General features: G+C 62.4%; 25 protein-coding genes. 23 read left to right on the top strand and 2 right to left on the bottom strand.

Annotation, left to right across the window (positions count from 1 at the left end; genetic code table 11):
• The first annotated feature begins 65 nt into the window (after positions 1-65).
• The 14 genes from pyrH (at position 66) to gloA (ending at position 13,187) form a co-directional block, all read left to right on the top strand.
• Positions 66-788 (top strand): UMP kinase, encoded by a 723-nt coding sequence (pyrH, locus tag ACQY7X_RS19425; protein WP_428247059.1) that lies wholly within the window; start codon positions 66-68, stop codon positions 786-788.
• Between the two features lie 49 nt (positions 789-837).
• Positions 838-1,395 (top strand): ribosome recycling factor, encoded by a 558-nt coding sequence (gene frr, locus ACQY7X_RS19420; RefSeq protein WP_428247058.1) that lies wholly within the window; start codon positions 838-840, stop codon positions 1,393-1,395.
• A 2-nt stretch (positions 1,396-1,397) separates the two neighbouring features.
• On the top strand, positions 1,398-2,153 hold the full coding sequence (locus ACQY7X_RS19415; RefSeq protein WP_428247057.1) for an isoprenyl transferase: 756 nt from the start codon (positions 1,398-1,400) through the stop codon (positions 2,151-2,153).
• Positions 2,154-2,217: 64 nt separating this feature from the next.
• Positions 2,218-3,006: a phosphatidate cytidylyltransferase gene (locus tag ACQY7X_RS19410; RefSeq protein WP_428247056.1), complete on the top strand. Its 789-nt coding sequence runs from the start codon at positions 2,218-2,220 to the stop codon at positions 3,004-3,006.
• A 16-nt stretch (positions 3,007-3,022) separates the two neighbouring features.
• Entirely contained in the window at positions 3,023-4,240 is a 1,218-nt protein-coding gene (locus ACQY7X_RS19405; protein WP_428247055.1) for a 1-deoxy-D-xylulose-5-phosphate reductoisomerase, read from the top strand.
• Positions 4,241-4,280: 40 nt separating this feature from the next.
• Positions 4,281-5,423 (top strand): RIP metalloprotease RseP, encoded by a 1,143-nt coding sequence (rseP, locus tag ACQY7X_RS19400; RefSeq protein ID WP_428247054.1) that lies wholly within the window; start codon positions 4,281-4,283, stop codon positions 5,421-5,423.
• Between the two features lie 92 nt (positions 5,424-5,515).
• On the top strand, positions 5,516-7,828 hold the full coding sequence (gene bamA / locus ACQY7X_RS19395) for an outer membrane protein assembly factor BamA (RefSeq protein WP_428247053.1): 2,313 nt from the start codon (positions 5,516-5,518) through the stop codon (positions 7,826-7,828).
• Positions 7,829-7,856: 28 nt separating this feature from the next.
• A complete protein-coding gene (locus ACQY7X_RS19390) occupies positions 7,857-8,426 on the top strand; it encodes an OmpH family outer membrane protein (protein WP_428247052.1) in 570 nt (189 codons plus the stop codon).
• 15 nt (positions 8,427-8,441) lie between these two features.
• A complete protein-coding gene (gene lpxD / locus ACQY7X_RS19385; protein ID WP_428247051.1) occupies positions 8,442-9,473 on the top strand; it encodes a UDP-3-O-(3-hydroxymyristoyl)glucosamine N-acyltransferase in 1,032 nt (343 codons plus the stop codon).
• The gene (fabZ, locus tag ACQY7X_RS19380; protein ID WP_428247050.1) at positions 9,466-9,933 is read left to right on the top strand and encodes a 3-hydroxyacyl-ACP dehydratase FabZ; all 468 of its coding nucleotides are present in this window, start codon (positions 9,466-9,468) and stop codon (positions 9,931-9,933) included. The genes lpxD and fabZ overlap by 8 nt, the downstream gene beginning before the upstream one ends.
• A complete protein-coding gene (gene lpxA / locus ACQY7X_RS19375; RefSeq protein ID WP_428247049.1) occupies positions 9,933-10,736 on the top strand; it encodes an acyl-ACP--UDP-N-acetylglucosamine O-acyltransferase in 804 nt (267 codons plus the stop codon). Before fabZ ends, lpxA begins: the two co-directional genes overlap by 1 nt.
• A complete protein-coding gene (locus ACQY7X_RS19370) occupies positions 10,720-11,556 on the top strand; it encodes an LpxI family protein (RefSeq protein ID WP_428247048.1) in 837 nt (278 codons plus the stop codon). The genes lpxA and ACQY7X_RS19370 overlap by 17 nt, the downstream gene beginning before the upstream one ends.
• The gene (gene lpxB / locus ACQY7X_RS19365) at positions 11,549-12,757 is read left to right on the top strand and encodes a lipid-A-disaccharide synthase (protein ID WP_428247047.1); all 1,209 of its coding nucleotides are present in this window, start codon (positions 11,549-11,551) and stop codon (positions 12,755-12,757) included. Before ACQY7X_RS19370 ends, lpxB begins: the two co-directional genes overlap by 8 nt.
• Before the next feature lie 25 nt (positions 12,758-12,782).
• On the top strand, positions 12,783-13,187 hold the full coding sequence (gene gloA, locus ACQY7X_RS19360) for a lactoylglutathione lyase (RefSeq protein WP_428247046.1): 405 nt from the start codon (positions 12,783-12,785) through the stop codon (positions 13,185-13,187).
• Positions 13,188-13,259: 72 nt separating this feature from the next.
• Here the strand turns inward: gloA and ACQY7X_RS19355 are convergent, their stop codons facing one another.
• Both ACQY7X_RS19355 and gltA read right to left on the bottom strand, forming a co-directional pair.
• Positions 13,260-13,472: a hypothetical protein gene (locus tag ACQY7X_RS19355; protein ID WP_428247045.1), complete on the bottom strand. Its 213-nt coding sequence runs from the start codon at positions 13,470-13,472 to the stop codon at positions 13,260-13,262.
• 154 nt (positions 13,473-13,626) lie between these two features.
• Positions 13,627-14,934: a citrate synthase gene (gene gltA / locus ACQY7X_RS19350; protein WP_428247044.1), complete on the bottom strand. Its 1,308-nt coding sequence runs from the start codon at positions 14,932-14,934 to the stop codon at positions 13,627-13,629.
• An 864-nt stretch (positions 14,935-15,798) separates the two neighbouring features.
• On the opposite strand from gltA, the gene rpsL reads away from it, so the two are divergent.
• The 9 genes from rpsL to rplB are packed head-to-tail and all read left to right on the top strand — an operon-like array spanning position 15,799 to position 22,805.
• On the top strand, positions 15,799-16,170 hold the full coding sequence (rpsL, locus tag ACQY7X_RS19345; RefSeq protein WP_290983632.1) for a 30S ribosomal protein S12: 372 nt from the start codon (positions 15,799-15,801) through the stop codon (positions 16,168-16,170).
• Positions 16,171-16,188: 18 nt separating this feature from the next.
• The gene (rpsG, locus tag ACQY7X_RS19340; protein ID WP_428247043.1) at positions 16,189-16,659 is read left to right on the top strand and encodes a 30S ribosomal protein S7; all 471 of its coding nucleotides are present in this window, start codon (positions 16,189-16,191) and stop codon (positions 16,657-16,659) included.
• Between the two features lie 24 nt (positions 16,660-16,683).
• Positions 16,684-18,762, top strand: coding sequence for an elongation factor G (gene fusA, locus ACQY7X_RS19335; protein WP_428247042.1), 2,079 nt, complete (start codon positions 16,684-16,686; stop codon positions 18,760-18,762).
• Between the two features lie 52 nt (positions 18,763-18,814).
• The gene (tuf, locus tag ACQY7X_RS19330; RefSeq protein WP_428246568.1) at positions 18,815-20,005 is read left to right on the top strand and encodes an elongation factor Tu; all 1,191 of its coding nucleotides are present in this window, start codon (positions 18,815-18,817) and stop codon (positions 20,003-20,005) included.
• Between the two features lie 23 nt (positions 20,006-20,028).
• Positions 20,029-20,337 carry a 30S ribosomal protein S10 gene (gene rpsJ, locus ACQY7X_RS19325; RefSeq protein WP_291002842.1) on the top strand — a complete coding sequence of 103 codons (309 nt, stop codon included), beginning with the start codon at positions 20,029-20,031 and terminating at the stop codon, positions 20,335-20,337.
• A 10-nt stretch (positions 20,338-20,347) separates the two neighbouring features.
• The gene (rplC, locus tag ACQY7X_RS19320) at positions 20,348-21,031 is read left to right on the top strand and encodes a 50S ribosomal protein L3 (protein WP_428247041.1); all 684 of its coding nucleotides are present in this window, start codon (positions 20,348-20,350) and stop codon (positions 21,029-21,031) included.
• 22 nt (positions 21,032-21,053) lie between these two features.
• Positions 21,054-21,674 (top strand): 50S ribosomal protein L4, encoded by a 621-nt coding sequence (gene rplD, locus ACQY7X_RS19315; RefSeq protein WP_428250080.1) that lies wholly within the window; start codon positions 21,054-21,056, stop codon positions 21,672-21,674.
• On the top strand, positions 21,671-21,964 hold the full coding sequence (locus ACQY7X_RS19310) for a 50S ribosomal protein L23 (protein ID WP_341983549.1): 294 nt from the start codon (positions 21,671-21,673) through the stop codon (positions 21,962-21,964). Before rplD ends, ACQY7X_RS19310 begins: the two co-directional genes overlap by 4 nt.
• A 4-nt stretch (positions 21,965-21,968) precedes the next feature.
• Positions 21,969-22,805 carry a 50S ribosomal protein L2 gene (gene rplB, locus ACQY7X_RS19305; protein ID WP_428247040.1) on the top strand — a complete coding sequence of 279 codons (837 nt, stop codon included), beginning with the start codon at positions 21,969-21,971 and terminating at the stop codon, positions 22,803-22,805.
• The last annotated feature ends 12 nt before the right edge of the window (positions 22,806-22,817 follow it).

The raw sequence follows: 22,817 nt of genomic DNA, 5'->3' as shown, positions 1-22,817 counted from the left end.
TTGGGGGCCGGGAATCGACCCCGTTTTCCGCGCCGGCCCCGTCCGGGCCACAAGCCGAGGCATCCATGAGCGCCAGCTTCAAATACCGTCGCGTCCTGCTGAAATGTTCCGGCGAGGCGCTGATGGGGCCGACACCCTATGGCATCGATTTCGAAACCGTTGACCGCATCGCCAAGGAAGTGAAGTCGGTGCAGTCGCTCGGCGCCGAAGTCTGCCTGGTGATTGGCGGCGGCAACATCTTCCGCGGTGTCGCCGGTGCCACCCAGGGCATGCAGCGCGCTTCCGCCGACTATATGGGCATGCTCGCCACCACGATTAATGCGCTCGCGGTGCAGCATGCGCTTGAGCGCCATAATGTCGACACACGGGTGCAGTCGGCTATCCGGATGGATACTGTCTGCGAGCCCTATATCCGCCGCCGTGCCATCCGCCATCTGGAAAAGGGCAGGGTGGTGATCTTCGCCGCCGGCACTGGCAATCCGTTTTTCACCACCGATACCGCCGCCGCCCTGCGCGCCGCCGAGATGGGCTGCGATGCCCTGCTCAAGGGTACCCAGGTGGATGGCGTCTATACCGACGACCCGAAGAAGAATCCCGCCGCCACGCGCTATGAGCGGGTCAGCTACCATGATGTGCTGGCCAAGGACCTCAAAGTGATGGACGCCGCCGCCATCAGCGTGGCGCGCGAGAACAAGATTCCCATCCTGGTCTTCTCCTTGCACGAACCGGGTGGCTTCGCCAAAGTGCTGACGGGCGAGGGCCGCTGCACCGTGGTCGAGGGCGAGTAGGCCACCCGGGTTAACGAACAGACACATCAGGATTACAGGAGAGGGAGCCATGGCCGAACCGGATATCGACGATATCGAGCGGCGCATGAACAAGGCGATTGACGTGCTGAAGCAGGAATATGCCGGTCTGCGCACCGGCCGTGCTTCGATCAGCATGCTCGACCCCGTGCGAGTGGATGTCTATGGCAGCACGATGCCGATCAACCAGGTCGGCACCATCAGCGTGCCGGAGCCGCGCATGATCAGCGTTTCGGTCTGGGACAAGTCGAACGTCAAGGCCGTGGAGAAGGCTATTGCCGCTTCCGGCCTGGGTCTGAACCCGCAGGCCGATGGCACCCTGATCCGCATCCCGATCCCGGAACTGAATGAGCAGCGCCGCAAGGAGCTGAGCAAGGTTGCCGGCCAGTATGCCGAACAGGCCAAGGTGGCGGTGCGTGGTGTGCGCCGCGACGGCATGGACAGCCTGAAGAAGCTGGAAAAGGACCACGAGATCGGCGAGGACGACGCCAAGATGTGGCAGGAAGAAATCCAGCGCCTGACCGACGAAGCCACCAAGAAGATCGATGAGATGCTGGCCGGCAAGTCCAAGGAGATCATGCAGGTCTGATCATGGCTCTAGCCGCCCAGGATACCGCGTCGCTAGCGGCGCATGGCAGCGGCAATCCGCCGCCGCGACATGTCGCCATCATCATGGATGGCAATGGCCGCTGGGCCAAGGCGCGCAGCTTGCCGCGCAATCTCGGGCATCGCCAGGGCGTTGATACCGTGCGCGATATCGTGCGCGCCAGCCGCGATTTCGGCATCGAGTATCTGACGCTCTATGCCTTCTCGACCGAGAACTGGAAGCGTCCGGCGGCGGAAGTTGCCGGCCTGATGGACCTGCTGCGGCTGTTCATCCGCCGCGAGCTGGATGAACTGCACCGTAACGGCGTGCGCATCCGCATGATCGGCGACCGCTCCCGGCTGGCTGTCGATATCGTGCCGATGATCGAGGAAGCGGAGGCGCGCACCGCCGGCAACCAGCGCCTGACCCTGGTGCTGGCACTGTCCTACGGCGGCCAGGATGAGATCGTGATGGCGACGCGGCGCATTGCCGAAGCTGTTGCGGCCGGCCAGCTCAAGCCGGAGCAGATCGACCGCACGTTGATCGAGCGGCATCTCTACACTGCCGGCATCCCGGATCCCGATCTGGTGATCCGCACCAGCGGCGAGCAGCGCCTGAGCAATTTCCTGATCTGGCAGGCCGCTTACAGCGAAATCGTATTCGTCGAAAAGCTGTGGCCGGATTTTGGCGCCGAGGACCTGAAAGCAGCGATTGTCGAGTTCCATGGCCGCGAGCGCCGTTTTGGCGGCAGCGATGGCTGAAATGCCGCCCTCCGCGGGCCCTGGGGCCAGCCAAGGGGCGGTGGGTGCCCCGGGCGGTAGTGCCTTGGCCAAGCGCATCCTCTCTGCCGCCGTCATGCTGCCTCTGGCCCTGGCGGCCTTGTGGTTCGGCAAATGGATATTCGCTGGCCTGGTGGCGCTGGCTGCTGTGCTGATGCTGCGTGAATGGCAGCGCCTGCCTGATGGTCCTGGTTTTGCTGCGGTCGACCCGCGTGCCCTGGCACTCGGCGGCCTGGGCCTGGTGGCGGCCATCGCCCTGATGCGTGTGGACCAGCGGCTGGCTTCCTTCACCGTCCTGCTGGTGGCTGCCATGGCTTATATCTGGGCCTTGCCGGCGCGGCGCTCCTGGGCCTTGGGCGGCATGCTCTATGTCGGATTGCCTTGTCTCAGCCTGATCTGGCTGCGCGACATGCCCGATCATGGCCGCCTGATCGTGTTCTGGGTGCTGGGCGTGGTCTGGGCCACGGATACCGGTGCTTATGCCTTTGGCCGCATCATCGGCGGACCGAAACTGATTCCCTCGGTCAGCCCGAACAAGACTTGGGCCGGCCTGCTCGGCGGCATGCTCTGCGCCGGCCTGGCCGGCTATGGCATTGCCAGCCTCGATGCGCGCCTGCCCATGCAGGCGCTTGGCGTTTTCGCAGCATTGGTGGCGGTGGTGGCGCAGGCCGGAGATTTCTTCGAGTCCGGCATCAAGCGCCGTTTCGGCGTGAAGGACAGCGGCGGGCTGATACCGGGACATGGCGGGGCGCTGGATCGCCTGGACGGCGTGTTGTTCGCGGCTCCTTTCGTGGCGCTCGGCATGCTGATCTGGGGCCGGGGAGTCTGGTCATGACGCAAGGAACTTGGCTGTGACAGGGGCAAAGCGGGTCACGGTGCTCGGCTCGACCGGCTCGATTGGCTGTTCCACGGTCGATCTGCTGCAGCGCGAGCCCGACCGTTTCACGGTCGAGGCCCTGACGGCGAATGGCAATGTGGCGCTGCTGGCCGAGCAGGCGCGGCTGCTGCATGCCCGGGTGGCGGTGATCGGCAACGAGACCCTGCTGCCGGAATTGCGTGCCCGGCTGGCCGGCAGCGGCATCGAGGCGGCCGGTGGCCGCGAGGCCCTGATCGAGGCGGCGATGCGGCCGGCTGACTGGGTGATGGCGGCGATTGTCGGCGCTGCCGGCCTGGAGCCGACGCTGGCGGCGGTGCGCCGCGGTGCCATGGTGGCCCTGGCCAACAAGGAAACCCTGGTCTGTGCCGGTGAGTTGGTGATGGCCGAGGCGCAGCGGTGCGGAGCCACCATCCTGCCGGTTGATTCCGAGCACAATGCCATCTTCCAAGTCTTTGATTTTAAAGCCCCTGAAAGCGTTGACCGGATCATCCTGACCGCTTCTGGCGGGCCGTTCCGCACCCTCAGCCTGGCGGAAATGCGGGAAGCCACCCCGGCCCAGGCCATCGCCCATCCGATCTGGAGCATGGGAGCCAAGATTTCGGTCGATTCCGCCACTCTCATGAACAAGGGGCTGGAGCTGATCGAGGCGAGCTACCTTTTCCCGGTGCCGGAGGAGCGGATCGAGGTGCTGATCCACCCGCAATCCGTGGTGCATAGCCTGGTTGCCTACATGGATGGCTCGGTGCTGGCCCAGCTTGGCACGCCGGACATGCGCACACCCATCGCCTTCACGCTTGCCTGGCCCTCGCGGATGGCCGCCCCAGCCGCCCGGCTGGACCTTGCGGCAATCGCCAAGCTGACCTTTGAAGTGCCTGATTCCGCACGCTTTCCGGCACTCAATCTGGCCCGGCGGGCCTTGCAAAGCGGGGGGGCGGCGCCTACTATCCTGAATGCTGCCAACGAAGTGGCAGTGGAAGCGTTTTTAAGCGGCAGGATCGGCTTCCTGGATATCGCGCGAATTGTCGAGCAGACGCTGGCACGGGTGAACCGGCGGATGCTTGGTGATCTGGATGCCGTGCGGGATGCGGATCAGTCGGCGCGGCGCTACGCGCTCCAGGTGATCGACCCGCTGGCTGATGACCGCGTTGGCAATGTGCATAAGCTGGCACGGCGGCCACGCGGCGAAGCGTGAGTCAGGGCAAGGCACCGGTTAGAGCAAGGCATAGGGCAGCATGGATTTCATTCTCGGTCTGGCCGGCTACATCATCCCCTTCGTGGTGGTGCTGACCATCATCGTGTTCGTGCATGAGCTTGGCCATTTTTGGGTGGCGCGGCGCTGCGGCGTGCGGGTGGAGGTTTTCTCCATCGGCTTCGGCCCGGAATTGTTCGGCTGGAATGACCGCCATGGCACCCGCTGGAAATTCGCTGCCGTGCCGCTTGGCGGCTATGTGAAATTCTTCGGCGATGCGGATGCCACATCCAGCAGCACTGATCAGGCTGCCGTCGACAGCATGAGCGCGGCCGACCGCGCGGTGTCGTTCCATCACAAGCGCCTGCCGCAGCGCGCCGCAATTGTTGCCGCCGGCCCGGTAGCCAATTTCCTGTTCGCCATCGTGATCTATACCGGCCTGTTCAGTTTGGTCGGCCAGCCCTACACCCCGCCGGTGATCGGCGGCGTGGTGGCTGGCAGCGCGGCGGAGGCTGGCGGCCTCAAGCCGGGTGACCGCATCGTCACCGTCGATGGCAGCCCGGTGCAGCGTTTCGAAGAACTGCGTACCTATGTCGCGCTGCGGGCCGAAACGCCGATCCGTCTTGCCGTGCTGCGCGATGGTGCGGAAATTGCCCTGACCTTGGTGCCGCGCCGTGTCGATGTGCCGGATGGCTTTGGCGGCACCCAGAAGCTTGGCCAGGTCGGTATCCAGTCGGCAGGCGCCATGGAATTCGTCCGCCATGGCCCGGCCATGGCCATCGTGCAGGCTGTGCGCCAGATCGGCACCGAAATCAGCACCACCTTCACCTATCTTGGCCGCATCATCAAAGGCAAGGAATCGGGCGACCAGCTCTCCGGCCCGCTCGGTATTGCCAAGATGTCTGGCGATATCGCCAAGAGCGGCTGGCTGGCCCTGGTGTCGCTGATGGCCACGCTGTCGGTTGCCATCGGTTTGATTAACCTGTTCCCAGTGCCCATGCTCGATGGCGGCCACCTGCTGTTCTATGCCGTGGAAGCCGTGCGCGGTCGCCCGCTGGGCGAACGGGCGCAGGAATACGGTTTCCGGGTCGGCTTCGCCCTGGTCCTGTCGCTGTTCCTGTTCGCCACCTGGAACGATTTGAATCGCCTGCCGGTTTTTAATTTCATCGCTGGGCTTTTTTCCTGAAAACGGGTATGTGGAAACAGCCAGAGCGAGCGATGGAAGCGGGGGTTAACATGGCCAGGAATTGCCTAAGCAGGGCAGCCCAAGGGCGCCTTATGCCGGCAATCGCCGTTGTTCTCGCCCTGGCGGTAGCCGGCTTTGCGGGTATTGCCCAGGCGCAGCAGCGTCCGCCCCAGGGGGGACCCGGCAGCTTGGCCGGTCCGATCCAGACCCCGTCGCTGATCATGCGCGATGTGGTGGTCGAGGGTAATCAGCGTATCGAGCCTTCGACGATCCAAAGCTATCTTACCGCCCAGCCCGGCGAATCCTTTACCGAAGAGCAGGCCGACCGTTCGCTGAAGGCGTTGTTCGCCACCGGACTGTTCTCCGATGTGAACCTGCGCATGCAGGGCGCAACGCTGATCGTGCGTGTGACCGAAAATCCGGTGATCAACCGCGTGGTTTTCGAGGGCAACCGTCGCATGAGCGACGACCAGCTCTCCAAGGAACTTACGCTCAAGGCGCGGCAAGTCTACACCCGCACCAAGGTGCAGAACGATACCCAGCGGATCCAGCAGATCTATCGCCGTTCCGGCCGTTTCGCCGCCACGGTCGAGCCGAAGGTGATCCAGCTGCCGCAGAACCGTGTCGATCTGGTGTTCGAGATCAGCGAAGGCCCGGTCACCACGGTCAGCCGTATCCGCTTCATCGGCAACCGCGCCTTTGGTGATGGCCGCCTGCGCGAAACCATCCAGACCAAGGAATCGGTCTGGTGGCGCTTCCTGTCGTCTGACGACAATTACGATCCGGACCGTGTTACCTTCGACCGCGAGAAGCTGCGCAAATATTATCTCAGCAAGGGCTTCGCCGATTTCCGCGTGACCAACGCGGTGGCGGAATTGTCGCCGAACCGCGAAACCTTCTTCATCACCTTCACACTGGATGAAGGCGATCGTTACAAGGTCGGCAAGATCGACCTGACCAGCGAATTGAAGAATGTCGATCCGCAAAGCCTGCGCAAGCTGATCGAGATGACCAGCGGCGACTGGTACAATGCCGATCTGGTCGAAAAGAATGTGCAGACGCTGACCAGTGAGCTTGGCCGTCTTGGCTATGCTTTCGTCGATGTGCGCCCCGAGGTGCAGAAGAACCGCGACAAGCACAGCATCGACGTCACCTTCGTGATCGGCGAAAGCCCGCGTGTCTATGTCGAGCGCATCGACGTGGTTGGCAATGTGCGCACGCTGGACAAGGTGATCCGCCGCGAGTTCCGCCTGGTGGAAGGCGACGCCTTCAACTCTGCCAAGCTGCGCCGTACCCGCACCCGTGTGCGCGGTCTGAACTTCTTCGACAAGGCAGAGATTTCCGAGAGCAAGGGCAGTGCGCCGGACAAGGTCATCCTCACCGCCGAGGTGCAGGAACGTTCGACCGGCGAATTGTCCTTCGGTATCGGTTACTCGACGGCGGAAGCGGTGATCGGCGACGTCTCGATCCGCGAACGCAATCTGCTCGGTCGCGGCCAGGACCTCCGGCTTGGCTTCAGTCTGTCGACCCGTCGCCAGCAGGTCGATCTCGGCTTCACCGAGCCGTATTTCCTTGACCGTGAATTGGCAGCCGGCTTCGACCTGCTGCGCCGCCGTACCGATCTCGTGCGCCGCAGCGGCTTCACCCAGACCACTACCAGCGGCACGGTGCGTGCCGGCTTCCCGATCACGGAATATCTGGATGATCAGGTATTCTACCGCCTGCGTCTCGACGAGATCGACGACGTGGATCCCGGTCAGTCGCGTTTCATCAAGGATGAAGCAGGCAGCTACACCACTTCGTCGATTGGCAATGCGTTGGTCTATGATCGCCGCGACGATAAGATTGAGCCGACTGCTGGCTACATCATCAAGTTGAGCCAGGAACTTGCCGGCTTGGGCGGTTCCGAGCGGTTCTTCCGCAATACTCTTCAGGCGGGTCATTATTTCGGCATCACTGATGATGTAGTATTTGCGCTTTCTGGTGAAACTGGGCAGATCCACGCCTTCGGCCAGCGCTTGCGTCTACCCAACCGCTATTTCATCGGCGGCGATTCATTCCGTGGTTTTGCAACTGGTGGCGTCGGCCCGCGCGAAACTGTGAACAACAAGGCGATCGGCGCGCAGTATTATTATGTCGGCACCGCCGAACTCACATTCCCCCTTGGCTTGCCCAACGACTTCGGCATCAAGGGGCGCTTGTTCACCGATGCCGGCTCGGCATGGCATTCTGCCGAGAGTGGCCCGGATGTGCGCGATACCAATGGCCTGCGCGTTTCGATCGGCACAGGTGTTTCCTGGAAGTCGCCTTTTGGTCTGATCCGTCTTGATATCGGGTTCCCGGTGATCAAGGAAGATTACGACGAGAAGGAGCTCTTCCGTGTCAACTTCGGCTCCCGTTTCTGATGAGCCTCAGCTAGCAAGGTCCAGTCTCATGCTTCGCCTTAGCCGTTTCCTCGCTCTCTGCATCGCCGTCGCCGCGATGGTGCTGCCGGGCATTGCCTTGGCGCAGGCCGGCAAGATCCCTCCGGCGGTGATCGCCGTGATCGACGCGCAGCGGATCAACCGCGATGCTCAGGCCTTGAAGGCGGCACGCCAGCAGCTTGAGCAGTTCCGCTTCAACTTCCAGTCCGAAATCGTCAAGGAAGAAGAGAAGCTGCGCCAGGAAGACCAGGAGCTGGCTCGCCAGCGTGCGGTACTCACCCCGGAAGTGTTCGAGCAGCGCCGTCAGGCTTTCCAGAACAAGGTGATCGAACTGCAGAAGCGTATCCAGGAGCGTTCGCAGTCACTGGACAAGATGCTGGCTGGTGTGCGCGATCAGGTGACCCAGGAAGTGGTGTCCATCATGAAGCAGCTCAGCACCGAGCGCGGCTTCAACATGGTGCTGGATCGCGCCCAGTTGCAGATGCCGGCGAGCGATCAGTTCGATATCACCAACGAGGTGCTAAAGCGCCTTGATCAGCGTCTGCCCTCGGTGAAGGTGACGCTACCCGGCAACCCGTAAAGGGGTGCGCGGACCATGGCTGATCCGCGCTTCTTTGACAGGGCAGGCCCGTTCAGCCTTGGCACCATTGCCGAGCGCATAGGGGCCAAGCTGGCGAATCCGGCTCTGGCCGGTGTGATGATTGAAGATTTGGCGGCGTTGGATCAAGCCGGTGCCGGCCAGCTGACATTTCTCGATAATCCGAAATACGTTTTAGCCTTTACCGCAACCAAGGCGGCGGCCTGTATCGTAGCCGAGAAGCATGCCGACAAGGCACCGGCTGGTGTTGCACTGCTGCTGACGCCGACGCCGTATCATGGCTATGCCCGCGCGGCGCAGCTTTTCTATCCTCAGCCGAAGCCCGCCCCGGGCATTGATCCGAGCGCGGTGGTCGATTCAACTGCTCGGCTTGGTGCCGGCGTGGTGGTAGGGCCGCGCGTGGTGGTGGAGGCGGGGGCCGAAATCGGGGCCGGCAGCAGCTTGGGCGCGGGCAGCGTAGTTGGCCGTGGCGTGGTCGTTGGCGAACAATGCCGTATTGGTGCGCTGGTGACGCTGAGCCATTGCATCATCGGCAACCGCGTTACGCTGCATGCCGGCGTGCGTATCGGCCAGGATGGTTTCGGTTTCGCGCCGCATCCGGCTGGCCATGTGAAGGTACCGCAGTTAGGCCGTGTGCTGATCGGTGATGATTGCGATATCGGTGCCAATAGTTGCATCGACCGTGGCGCCGGACCGGATACGGTGATCGGCCCGGGCTGCTGGATTGATAATCTGGTGCAAATCGGGCACAACGTGACCCTCGGTCGCGGCTGCATCATCATTGCCCAGGCTGGCGTTGCCGGGTCGTCGCAGCTAGGCGATTTCGCCATCGTGGCGGCGCAGGGCGGCGTGGCCGGCCATCTCAAGATCGGTGCTGGCGCCCGCGTCGCGGCCCAGGCCGGGGTGATGACCGATATTCCGCCTGGGGCGGCCTATGCCGGTTCGCCGGCCAGCCCGGCCAAGGAATATTTCCGCGAGGTGGCGACATTGCGCCAACTGGCGAAGAAGAGAGGCAAGGACCATGAGTGAGACCCCGGCAGCCCCTGCCATGACCAGCGTCGATATCCTCCGTATCATGGAGATGATCCCGCATCGCTACCCGATGCTGCTGGTCGACAAGGTGGTGGACATGAAGCCACGCGAAAGTGCTGTCGGCATCAAGAATGTCACTGCCAACGAGCCGTATTTCCCGGGCCATTTCCCTACCCAGCCGGTGATGCCGGGCGTGATGATCGTGGAGAGCATGGCGCAGACCGCCGCTATCCTGGTGGTCCATTCGCTGGGTAAGGAGTCGGAAGGCAAGCTGGTCTATTTCATGACCATCGATGAAGCGCGCTTCCGCAAGCCAGTGGGGCCGGGCGACCAGATGCATATCCATGTTACCTGCCTGAAGCAGCGCGGCCCGGTGTGGAAGTTCCGCGGCGAAGCCAAGGTTGATGGCAAGCTCACCGCCGAGGCGGTGTTCTCCGCCATGATCATGGACAAGTGATGACCCAGATTCATCCTTCCTCGGTGGTCGAGCCCGGCGCCAAGCTTGGTGCCGGCGTGAAGATCGGGCCGTTCTGCACTGTCGGTTCACAGGTTGAACTGGGCGATGGCGTGGAACTGATCAGCCATGTCGCGGTGGCGGGCATCACCAGCATCGATGCCGGCACGCGCATTTTCCCCTTCGCGTCCATAGGCCATCAGCCACAGGATCTGAAATACCATGGCGAGCCTTCCAAGCTTACCATCGGCAAGAACAATCAGATCCGCGAAGGCGTGACGCTCAATCCCGGCACTGAAGGCGGCGGCATGCTGACCAGTGTTGGCGACAACTGTCTGCTGATGGCTGGCGTGCATGTGGCGCATGACTGCCATCTCGGCAATCATGTGATCATGGCCAACAACGCAACGCTGGCCGGCCATATCGTGGTGGGCGACTTTGCTTTCGTTGGCGGCCTGGCCGCGGTGCATCAATTCTGCCGTATCGGCAAGCATGCGATGATCGGCGGCATGTCTGGCGTGGAGCAGGATGTGATCCCCTATGGCATGGTGATCGGCAACCGCGCGCATCTTACCGGCCTCAATCTGGTGGGCCTGAAGCGCCGTGGTTTCGAGCGCGATGACATTCACAAGCTGCGAGCCGCTTACCGTATGCTGTTCGCTGATGAAGGCACTTTGGCCGAACGCATCGAAGATGTGGCGCAGCTCTTTGCCGCAATCGGCCTAGTGCAGGAAGTGATCGACTTCACCCGCAACGCATCCTCGCGCGGCATCTGCCTGCCGTTGCCCGATGGGACCAAAGCCTAAATTAGGCCTGATCGCCGGCGGCGGCCGCGTGCCGCTGCTGGTCAGGGAGGCCTGCCGCGACAGCGACCGCGCCGTCTTTATCGCAGCCCTTAACGGCTTCTGCGATCCGGAAACCGTGGCCGGTACGGAGGCAGGTATTGGCCATGGCTGGTTCGACATGACCCAGGTGGGCAAGCTGTTCGATGGACTGAAAGCCGCCGGCGTTGCCGAGGTAACGGTCTGCGGCAGCGTCACGCGCCCTGATTTTTCCAAGCTGCTGCCCGATTGGCGCGGCGCCAAGCTGCTGCCGCGTTTCATCAAGGCCGGTTTGCAGGGCGATGATGCCGTGCTGCGCGTTGTCGTCGAGACCTTCGAGGCAGAGGGTTTCCGGCTTGTTGGCGTCGATGAGATTGTTGCTGGACTGCTGGCGCCCGAAGGACAATTGGGTGCTGTGCAGCCTGGAGAAGATGATTGGGGCGATATTCATGCCGGTATCGCGGCAGCACGCGCGCTGGGTGCGGAAGATAAAGGACAGGCTGTTGTGGCGGCGCTGGGCGAGGCTGTGGGCTTCGAGGATCAGAGCGGCACCGACGCTTTGCTGAGGCGCATGATGGCGGAGCCGAAAGCGCGCGGCGGTGTACTGGTGAAATGTCTGAAGCCGGGACAGGAGCGGCGGGTAGATCTGCCCACCATCGGCACTGATACAGTGGCTAATGCGCAGCGCGCCGGCCTGCGTGGTATTGCCGTGGAAGCCGGTGCGGCTTTGATCGTTGATCGCCGCGCCACTGTTGCCGCCGCCGATGCTGCGGGACTTTATCTGATCGGGTTCCGCGATGGCTGAACTGCATATCGCCATCGTTGCCGGCGAGCCTTCCGGCGATGCGCTGGGTGAGGGCCTGATCCGTGCGCTGCGCGCCACCTGCACCGATCCGATCCGTTTCAGCGGCCTGGGCGGCGAGCGCATGATGGCCGAAGGTTTCTCCAGCCTGTTCCCGATCGATGAACTGGCGGTGATGGGCCTGGTGGAAGTGCTGCCGCGTGCGCGCCAGATTCTCCGCCGCCTCAATCAGCTTGCCGCCGTGCTGCGTGCCGATCCGCCCGATGTGCTGGTGACGATCGATAGCCCTGGTTTCACCCATCGACTAGCGAAGCGCCTCGAAGGGCGCTCATTCCCTATCGTGCATTATGTGGCGCCCACGGTATGGGCTTGGCGACCGGCCCGCGCCAGGAAGCTGGCCACCCTGGTTGATCACCTGCTGGCGCTGCTGCCGTTCGAGCCACCGTATTTCGAGCGCGAGGGACTGGCCACCACATTCATTGGTCATCCGGCGGTAGAGACCATTGCCGTGGCGCGGGCCCAGGCGGCGCGCGAGGCGGAAGAGGGCAGGAGTTTCCGCCAGCGCTTCAACATTCCCGCCGATGCGCCGCTGCTGGCCATGCTGCCGGGCAGCCGGCGCGGCGAGGTGGCGAAACTGCTGCCGGTTTTCTCCGCTGCCATCGCCAAGCTTGCCGAGCGCCAGCCGCGCATGCGCATCGTGATCCCCACGGTGCCGAATGTGGCATCGATGGTGCTGCATACCTTGCCCAACCTGGCGCTGCCGGCACAGGTGGTCTCGGCTCCGGCCGAACGCTATCAGGCGATGCTGGCCGCAGACCTGGCGCTGGCGGCATCCGGCACCGCCACCTTGGAACTCGGCCTCGCCGATACGCCTACGGTGCTGGCTTATCGCGTCAACCGCATTACCGCCGCCATCGTGCGCCGGTTGCTGCGTGTGCCGCATGCCGGATTGGTGAATATCCTGGAAGGCCGGGAAGTAATGCCGGAGTTCCTGCAGGAACGCTGCAAGCCGGATTTGCTCGCCGAGGCCCTGACACAGCTTGCCGAAGACCCCGCGGTGCGCCAGATGCAATTGGAGGCTTGCCGCCGTGTGGCGTTGCAGCTCGGTGCTGGCCAGTCGCCAAGCCCGAGCGAGCGGGCCGCGCAGGCGGTGCTGAAGGTTGCCGCCGGCGGCCGCAGGCTTTTAAATGCGCCGAAGCGATAGTCGCGCTTATTAAGGAGTAGCCCAGATGACCGATCAGCCTTTCCGCCTGCTGCACACCATGCTGCGCGTCTTCGACCTGGAGAAGTCGCTCGACTTCTACGTCAACAAGATGGGGATGCAGTTGCTGCGCAAGAAGGACTACCCCACGGGCGAATTCACCCTGGCCTTTGTCGGCTATGGCGATGAGGATGCCAATGCGGTGATCGAGCTGACGCATAACTGGGGCCAGAAGGAGCCCTACAGCATCGGCAGCGGCTATGGCCATATCGCCTTTGGCGTGCCGGATATTTATGGCCTGTGCGAGAAGCTGGCGGCCAGTGGTGCCAAGATCACGCGCCCGCCCGGCCCGATGAAGCATGGCGGCAGCGTCATTGCTTTCCTGGAAGATCCCGATGGCTACAAGATCGAGTTGATCGAGCGCGCGGGCTGAGGCAGAGCGGCTTAGCTGAATACAAAAAGGCCCGGCTTCAAGCCGGGCCTTTTTTGATGCCGTGACGATGGGTCAGATGCGCGTGGCGATATAGGCAGCAGCGACAAAGACCATGACAGTCCAAGCCCAGAAACGCGGCTGGCGCAGCAGGCGGGCGGCGGTGAGCTGGTTGTCATTGGCGGCGAGCGGCAGGCTGATGAAGCCGGGGCGCTGCCAGCCATAGCCGGTGGTCGCCTGGCCTGTCGGCGGCTGATTGCTACCCTGACGTTTGACTTGTACTGCCATTGGCTGCCTCCTCCCTGGATATTGGGCGCCGTGACTGACTGCTTTTTTACGCGGTCGTTTTTTTACTCTGTCGTCTCTTACTGTGTCGCTGCCGGGACCCCGTTATCGGAGGCCCCGGCGCGATTCCCGGAAACGTGGCCTTCTTTTTACAGCATCAGCCCCGCTTGGCAACCGGAACATAGGGACGGGCGGTGGAACCGTTGAAGAGCTGGCGCGGACGGCCGATCTTCTGCGCCGGATCCTCGATCATCTCGTTCCACTGGGCGATCCAGCCGACCGTGCGCGCCAGGGCGAACAGAGCGGTGAACATGGCGGTGGGGAAGCCCATGGCACGCAGGATGATGCCCGAGTAGAAGTCCACGTTCGGGTAGAGCTTCTTGGAGACGAAGTAATCATCCTCCAGGGCAATCCGCTCAAGTTCCATCGCCATCTTGAGCAGCGGCTCATCCTTCACGCCCAGCTCGTCGAGCACCTCATAGCAGGTCTCGCGCATCACCTTGGCGCGCGGATCGTAGTTCTTGTAGACGCGATGGCCGAAGCCCATCAGGCGGAAGCCCGAATCCTTGTCCTTGGCCTTCTTCACGGCTTCGCCGACCTTGTCGACCGAGCCGATCTCTTCCAGCATCTTCAGCACGGCTTCGTTGGCACCGCCATGAGCGGGACCCCAGAGGCAGGCAATGCCGGCAGCGATACAGGCGAACGGGTTGGCGCCCGAGGAACCGGCCAGGCGGACGGTCGAGGTCGAGGCATTCTGCTCATGATCAGCATGCAGAATGAAGATGCGGTCCATGGCGCGGGCCAGGGTCGGGCTCATCTTGTAGGGCTCAGCCGGCACGCCGAAGGTCATCTGCAGGAAGTTCTCGGCATAGCCGAGATCGTTGCGCGGATACATGAACGGCTGGCCGATGGAATACTTGTAGGCCATGGCCGCGATGGTCGGCATCTTGGCGATCAGGCGGTGCTGCGCGATCATGCGCTGCTTCGGATCGTCGTAGTCGGTGGCGTCGTGGTAGAAGGCGGATAGCGCGCCAACCACGCCGCACATCACAGCCATCGGGTGAGCATCGCGGCGGAAGCCACGGAACAGGAAGTGGATCTGCTCATGCAGCATGGTGTGCATGGTGATCGACTTCTCGAATTCATCCTTCTGCTTGACGTTCGGCAGGTCGCCGTTCAGCAGCAGGTAGCAGGTTTCCAGGAAGGTCGACTGCTCGGCCAGTTCGGCGATGTCATAGCCGCGGTAGCGCAGGATGCCTTCATCGCCATCGATAAAAGTGATCTTGCTTTCGGTGCTGGCAGTCGAGGTGAAGCCCGGATCGTAGGTGAAATAGCCGGATTCCGCGTAGAGCTTTCGGATATCGATGACGGACGGGCCTTCAGCGCCATCCAGAACGGGCAGGGTAAAAGTCTTGCCGGTATTCGGATCATTAAGCGTGACAGGTTTGCTGCCGGCTTTGCTCATCGGCGGGTACTCCCAAGGCTGTGGATTGTGAATTTCGTTTCGTTTTCCTACGCTTTAAGTATAGGACGCGCGGGGTAAAAGTGAAAAGCCCCTCTGGCGGGTTTTTGCCGAAGGTATAACCCGCCACCATGTTTTCGAGTTAATCCTAATAAAAACAATTTATTATTTTATTTTTCTAATTTCAAAAATTACATATTTCCAGCTTTGGTGTGAGGGCGAAATCTTTGTAAAACTGCGCGACTGAACTTGATGGCGCCAGCATGTTGCGTGGGCCGCATATTTTGTGGAATTTGGCTCCATCATGTAATATTAAATTAAGAATCAGTTATAATCTTCTGAATTTAATAAATAAAAGAAGATTAAAGTAAAGTTTTCGGTGAACCCGAGCCTTCTGCGATCCAGGCCGCTGTCTGGTTCGTGCTGGGCCGATCTTGAGTGGCGTCGCGCTGTCCTGCCCGCTGCCCCCCTGAGTCGCTGGTTTTAGCTACCCGGCGGGCGTATTCAGCAATGGCGGATGCGGTTGGTGAAAGGGGAGAAGTGCTGCCATTTCAGGGCTTTTGCGGGATTCTGAACAAGCTGTGAAATGGCGCTTGACGGGGCAGGGGTCCGACAGTATTGTCCGCCCCGCGATTCGACGGTGGTGGTAGGTTTTCATGACCTAAACACACTCGTCGAAACGGGTTCTGGCTTCCGTTCGCTCACGTTGAGGCCGGGCCTTCGCAAGATGGACATACTGACCCCTATCCGTGGCGCAAGCTGCGAGCATGGGTCTAGAGCGAGAGAACTGGGCGGTTTGCCGGCGTAAGCGGGCGGGCCGCCTCGATGCATTTTGTGTGTTGAACTAACTACGGGGTTTCGACTCGTATGCCGACGATCAACCAGCTCATTCGTAAGCCGCGCAAGCCGAATCCGGCGCGTGACAAGGTTCCGGCGCTGCAGGAATGCCCGCAGCGTCGCGGTGTTTGCACCCGCGTGTACACCACCACGCCGAAGAAGCCGAACTCGGCGCTTCGCAAGGTGGCGCGCGTGCGCCTCACGAACGGCTTCGAAGTTTCGAGCTACATTCCGGGTGAAGGCCATAACCTGCAGGAGCACTCCGTGGTGCTGATCCGCGGCGGCCGCGTCAAGGACCTTCCCGGTGTCCGCTATCACATCGTCCGCGGCGTGCTCGACACGCAGGGCGTCAAGGACCGCAAGCAGCGCCGTTCGAAGTACGGCGCCAAGCGTCCGAAGTAAGGGTCAGGAGAACCTACGATGTCGCGTCGTCACGCCGCCGTTAAGCGCGAAGTTCTGCCGGACCCGAAGTTCGGCGACCTCGTTGTCACCAAGTTCATGAACATGCTGATGTATGCCGGCAAGAAGTCGGCTGCTGAGCAGATCCTCTATGGTGCGTTCGACCGCATCAAGGGCAAGACCGGCAACGATCCGGTCAAGATGTTCCATGATGCGCTGAACAACGTGCGCCCGCAGATCGAAGTGCGTTCGCGCCGCGTCGGTGGTGCCACCTACCAGGTGCCGGTTGAGGTCCGTCAGGATCGCGGTCAGGCGCTGGCCATCCGCTGGCTGATCTCTTCGGCCCGCGCCCGTTCCGAAAACACCATGATCGACCGCCTGTCGACCGAACTGCTCGATGCCGCCAACGGCCGCGGCGGTGCGGTGAAGAAGCGCGAAGACACCCATCGCATGGCGGAGGCCAACAAGGCCTTCTCGCATTACCGCTGGTAAGCCAGAGCACTTCCGGAGTTCGTCATGCCTCGCACTACCCCCTACGAGCGCTACCGCAATATCGGCATCATGGCCCACATCGATGCCGGCAAGACCACTTGCACCGAGCGCATCCTGTATTACACCGGCCGTTCGCATAAGATCGGCGAAGTCCATGATGGCGCCGCCACCATGGATTGGATGGAGCAGGAGCAGGAGCGCGGCATCACGATTACGTCGGCTGCCACCACCTGCTTCTGGAACAACCATCGCATCAACATCATCGACACCCCCGGCCACGTCGACTTCACCATTGAAGTCGAGCGTTCGCTGCGCGTGCTCGATGGCGCGGTCTGCCTGTTCGACGGCGTTGCCGGTGTCGAGCCGCAGTCCGAGACCGTGTGGCGCCAGGCCGACAAGTACGGCGTGCCGCGCATGTGCTTCGCCAACAAGATGGACCGCATGGGTGCCAACTTCTTCCGCTGCGTCGACATGATCGTCGATCGCCTGGGCGCGAAGCCGCTGGTGCTCACCCTGCCGATCGGCCTGGAAGCCGATTTCAAGGGCATTGTCGACCTGGTGCGCAACCGCGCGATCATCTGGAAGGACGAGAGCCTCGGCGCCGAGTTCTACTATGATGAAATCCCGGCCGACATGAAGGAACAGGCGGCCGAGTATCGCGCCAAGATGATCGATATGGCCGTCGAGGCTGACGATGCCGCGCTGGAAGCCTATCTCGAAGGCAACGAGCCGGACGAGGCGACCCTGACCGCCTGCATCCGCAAGGGCACCATCGGCTACAAGTTCGTGCCGGTGCTGTGCGGCTCGGCGTTCAAGAACAAGGGCGTGCAGCCGCTGCTCGACGCCATTGTCGACTACCTGCCGTCGCCGGTAGATGTGGAAGGCGTCAAGGGCGTGAAGCCCGGCACCGACCAGGAACTGGTGCGCAAGACCTCGGACGAAGAGCCGTTCTCCGGCTTGGCGTTCAAGATCATGAACGACCCGTTCGTTGGCTCGCTCACTTTCGTGCGCATCTACTCGGGTGTGCTGGAAGCCGGCCAGGGCGTGCTGAACACCGTCAAGGAAAACCGCGAGCGTATCGGCCGCATGCTGCAGATGCATGCCAATACCCGTGAAGAAATCAAGGAAGCCCGCGCCGGCGACATCGTCGCCCTGGCTGGCCTCAAGAACACCACCACTGGCGACACGCTGTGCGATCCGCTGAACCCGATCGTGCTCGAGCGCATGGAGTTCCCGGAGCCGGTCATCGAGGTCGCGGTTGAGCCGAAGACCAAGAACGACCAGGAGAAGATGGGCATCGCCCTGAACCGCCTGGCCGCCGAAGATCCGTCCTTCCGCGTGTCGGTTGACCATGAGAGCGGCCAGACCGTGATCAAGGGCATGGGCGAACTTCACCTCGAAATCCTTGTCGACCGCATGAAGCGCGAGTTCAAGGTTGAGGCCAACGTGGGCGCCCCGCAGGTTGCCTACCGCGAGACCCTGACCAAGAACGCCGACATCGATTACACCCACAAGAAGCAGTCCGGCGGTTCGGGCCAGTTCGCCCGCGTGAAGCTGAAGTTCGAAGCCCAGGAGCCGGGCACGGGCATTCAGTTCGTCAACGCGGTGGTGGGCGGCAACGTGCCGAAGGAATACGTCCCGGCCGTGGAAAAGGGCATCAAGCAGGTCGCCGAGAGCGGCGTGCTCGCCGGCTTCCCGGTGATCGACTTCAAGTGCACTCTGTATGATGGTGCCTACCACGACGTCGACTCCTCGGCGCTCGCCTTCGAAATCGCTGCTCGCGCGGCGTTCCGCGAAGTGGCCCCGAAGGCCGGTGCGAAGCTGCTTGAGCCGATCATGCGTGTGGAAGTGGTGACCCCGGAAGACTTCGTTGGTGACGTGATGGGCGACCTGTCGTCCCGCCGCGGTCAGCTGACGGGTACCGAGCAGCGCGGCAACGCGCAGGTCGTGAACGCCATGGTGCCGCTGGCCAACATGTTTGGTTATGTGAACAACCTGCGTTCCATGACCCAGGGTCGCGCCACCTACACGATGACCTTCGACCACTATGCGCAGGTGCCGCAGAACGTGTCTGACGAAGTCGTCGCCAAGATGGCCGGCTAAGACACTGAACGGCATCGAAGAACAACTTTTGTATTGAGCGGAGAAAGTAGCCATGGGCAAGGCAAAATTTGAGCGCAACAAGCCGCATTGCAATATCGGGACGATTGGTCACGTTGACCACGGCAAGACGTCTCTGACTGCGGCGATCACGAAGGTTCTGGCGGAAGCTGGCGGCGCGACGTTTACGGCGTATGACCAGATCGACAAGGCGCCGGAAGAGAAGGCGCGTGGCATCACGATCTCGACGAGCCATGTCGAGTACGAGACCCCGAACCGCCACTATGCCCACGTCGACTGCCCTGGCCACGCTGACTATGTGAAGAACATGATCACGGGTGCGGCGCAGATGGACGGCGCGATCCTGGTGGTGTCGGCTGCTGACGGCCCGATGCCGCAGACCCGCGAGCACATCCTGCTGGCGCGCCAGGTCGGCGTGCCGTCGCTGGTGGTGTTCCTGAACAAGTGCGACATGGTTGACGACGCCGAACTGCTCGACCTGGTCGAGCTGGAAGTGCGCGAGCTGCTGTCGAAGTACGACTTCCCGGGCGACGACATCCCGATCGTGCGCGGTTCGGCCCTGTGTGCGCTGGAAGACAGCAACAAGGAACTGGGCCACGACGCGATCCTGAAGCTGATGGCCGAGGTGGACAAGTACATCCCGCAGCCGGAGCGTCCGAAGGACAAGCCGTTCCTGATGCCGGTGGAAGACGTGTTCTCGATCTCGGGCCGCGGCACTGTGGTGACCGGTCGCGTTGAGCGCGGCATCATCAAGGTTGGCGAGGAAGTCGAGATCGTCGGCCTGAAGGCGACGATCAAGACCACCGTCACCGGCGTTGAAATGTTCCGCAAGTTGCTTGATTCGGGTGAAGCTGGCGACAACATCGGCGCGCTGCTGCGTGGCGTGCAGCGTGATGACGTTGAGCGCGGCCAGGTCCTGGCCAAGCCGGGTTCGATCACCCCGCACACCAAGTTCACGGCCGAAGCCTACATCCTGACCAAGGAAGAGGGCGGCCGCCACACCCCGTTCTTCACCAACTACCGTCCGCAGTTCTACTTCCGCACCACCGACGTGACCGGCGTCGTGTCGCTGCCGGAAGGCGTGGAAATGGTGATGCCGGGCGATAACGTGAGCATGCAGGTCGAGCTGATCGCGCCGATCGCCATGGATGACGGCCTCCGCTTCGCTATCCGCGAAGGCGGCCGTACCGTCGGCGCCGGCGTCGTCGCAAGCATCTCCGCTTAAGCGGATATCGGAAAGCGAAAGTCATGGACAGCCAGAATATCCGCATCCGCCTCAAGGCTTTCGATCATCGCGTGCTCGATCAGAGCACCAGCGAGATCGTCAGCACGGCGAAGCGTACCGGGGCCCGTGTGCGGGGTCCGATCCCCTTGCCGACGCATATCGAGAAGTTCACTGTGAACCGCTCGCCGCACGTCGACAAGAAGTCCCGTGAGCAGTTTGAAATCCGCACGCACAAGCGGTTGCTCGACATCGTCGACCCGACACCCCAGACCGTGGACGCGCTGATGAAGCTCGACCTGGCTGCCGGTGTTGACGTCGAGATCAAGCTCTGAGGTGGATGTGATGCGTACCGGATTGGTGGCACGCAAGCTGGGTATGACCCGGCTGTTCGCGGACGATGGGAGCCATGTTCCCGTTACCGTGCTTAAGGTGGACAACCTGCAGGTCGTTGCTCAGCGCACGGCCGAAAAGGATGGCTACAACGCAGTGCAGCTCGGTCTTGAGACCGTGAAGCCGAAGAACGTCTCGAAGGCGATGCGAGGCCATTTCGCCAAGGCGAATGTGGAACCGAAGCGCAAGCTGGTGGAATTCCGCGTCCCCGCGGAAGGCCTCGTCGATGTCGGCGCTGAACTGTCGGTCGAGCATTTCATCGTCGGCCAGTTCGTCGATGTGACCGGCACGACCGTCGGTAAGGGCTTCGCCGGTGCGATGAAGCGGCACAATTTCCGTGGTCTGGAAGCCAGCCACGGTGTGTCGATCAGCCACCGCAGCCATGGTTCGACCGGTAACCGCCAGGATCCGGGCCGTACCTTCAAGAACAAGAAGATGGCCGGCCATATGGGCGACCGTCAGCGGACCCAGCAGAACCTCGTCGTGGTGCGCACCGATGCCGCCCGCGGCCTGATCATGCTGAAGGGCAGCGTTCCGGGTTCGGAAGGTCAGTATGTGCTGGTCAGCGATGCGGTGAAGAAGCCGCGCGCCAAGGACCTGCCGATGCCGGCCGCTCTGAAGTCGGCTGAGAAGTAAGGGTTAGACCATGACCGAGACCATCGAAGTCAAGGTGACGGACCTGGACAACAAGGCGAGCGGCACGCTCGCCCTGTCCAAGGCTGTCTTCGGCCTGCCGGCGCGTGCGGATATCCTGCAGCGCATGGTGATCTGGCAGCTGGCCAAGCGCCAGCAGGGCACCCACAAGAGCAAGACCTACGGCGAAGTCTCTGGTTCGACGCGTAAGATCGTCAACCAGAAGGGCTCCGGCGGCGCCCGCCACGGCGGCATCCGCGCGCCGCAGTTCCGTGGCGGCGGCAAGGCCTTCGGTCCGGTGGTGCGCAGCCATGCCATCGACCTGCCGAAGAAGGTCCGCAAGCTGGCGCTGAAGACCGCGCTCTCGGTCAAGCTGGCCGAAGGCAAGCTGGTGGTGCTGAACGACACCGCCATCGGCGCTGCCAAGACCAAGGAATTGGCTGGCAAGCTGAAGACCCTCGGTCTGCAGAGCGCCCTGGTGATCGACGGCAAGACGCTGAACGACAACTTCGCTCTTGCCGCCCGCGCGATCCGCAACATCGACGTGCTGCCGGAGCAGGGCGCCAATGTGTATGACATCCTGCGCCGCGACACCCTGGTCCTGACCAAGGCTGCGGTCGAAGCTCTGGAGGCTCGCCTGAAATGAGCACTCTGAACCACTACGATGTGATCATCAGCCCGGTGATCACCGAGAAGGCCACCCGTACTTCCGAGTACAACCAGGTGACCTTCCGCGTGCCCCTCGATGCCACCAAGCCGCAGATCAAGGCGGCGGTCGAGGCTCTGTTCAAGGTTAAGGTCAAGGCCGTCAACACCCTCCGGGTGAAGGGCAAGACCAAGTTGTTCCGTGGCCGTCCGGGCCAGCGCTCGGACTACAAGAAGGCGATGGTCACCCTCGCCGAAGGCCAGCGGATCGACGTGACGACGGGGATCTGAAGTCATGGCGTTGAAGAACTTTAAGCCGGTCACTCCGTCCACCCGTGGTCTGGTGCTGATCGATCGCTCGCAGCTCTACAAGGGCCGCCCGGTCAAGGAACTGACCGAGGGTCTGAAGAAGAGCGGCGGTCGCAACAATTCCGGTCAGGTGACCACCCGCCATATCGGCGGTGGCCACAAGCGCCGTTACCGCATGGTCGATTTCAAGCGCCGCAAGTTCGATATCGGCGCTTCCGTCGAGCGCATCGAGTATGATCCGAACCGTACGGCTTTCATCGCGCTGCTGAAGTACGATGACGGCGAGGTGGCCTACATCCTGGCGCCGCAGCGCCTGAAGGTGGGCGACCGCGTGGTGGCTGGCGACAAGGCCGACATCAAGCCGGGCAACGCGATGCCGATGAAGTCGATCCCGGTCGGCACCATCATCCACAATGTCGAGCTGAAGCCCGGCAAGGGTGGCCAGATGGCCCGTTCCGCCGGCGCCTATGTGCAGCTGGTCGGCAAGGACCAGGGCATGGCGCTGGTGCGCATGCCGTCTGGTGAGCAGCGCCTGGTGCGCGCGGAGTGCATGGCCACCATTGGTGCCGTGTCGAACCCGGATAACCAGAACCAGAATCTCGGCAAGGCTGGCCGCAAGCGCTGGATGGGTGTTCGCCCGACCGTGCGCGGCGTGGCGATGAACCCGATCGACCATCCGCATGGCGGCGGCGAAGGCCGCACCTCGGGCGGCCGTCATCCGGTCACCCCGTGGGGCAAGCCGACCAAGGGCAAGCGTACGCGCACTAACAAGCGTACACAGAAGATGATCTTGCGCCGCCGTCCGGCGGGCGCACATAGCTGATCGGCTTAGGAG

This window comes from Ferrovibrio sp. (genome assembly GCF_965278975.1).
GTDB lineage: Bacteria > Pseudomonadota > Alphaproteobacteria > Ferrovibrionales > Ferrovibrionaceae > Ferrovibrio.
This window is presented reverse-complemented; position numbering and strand designations above follow the sequence as displayed.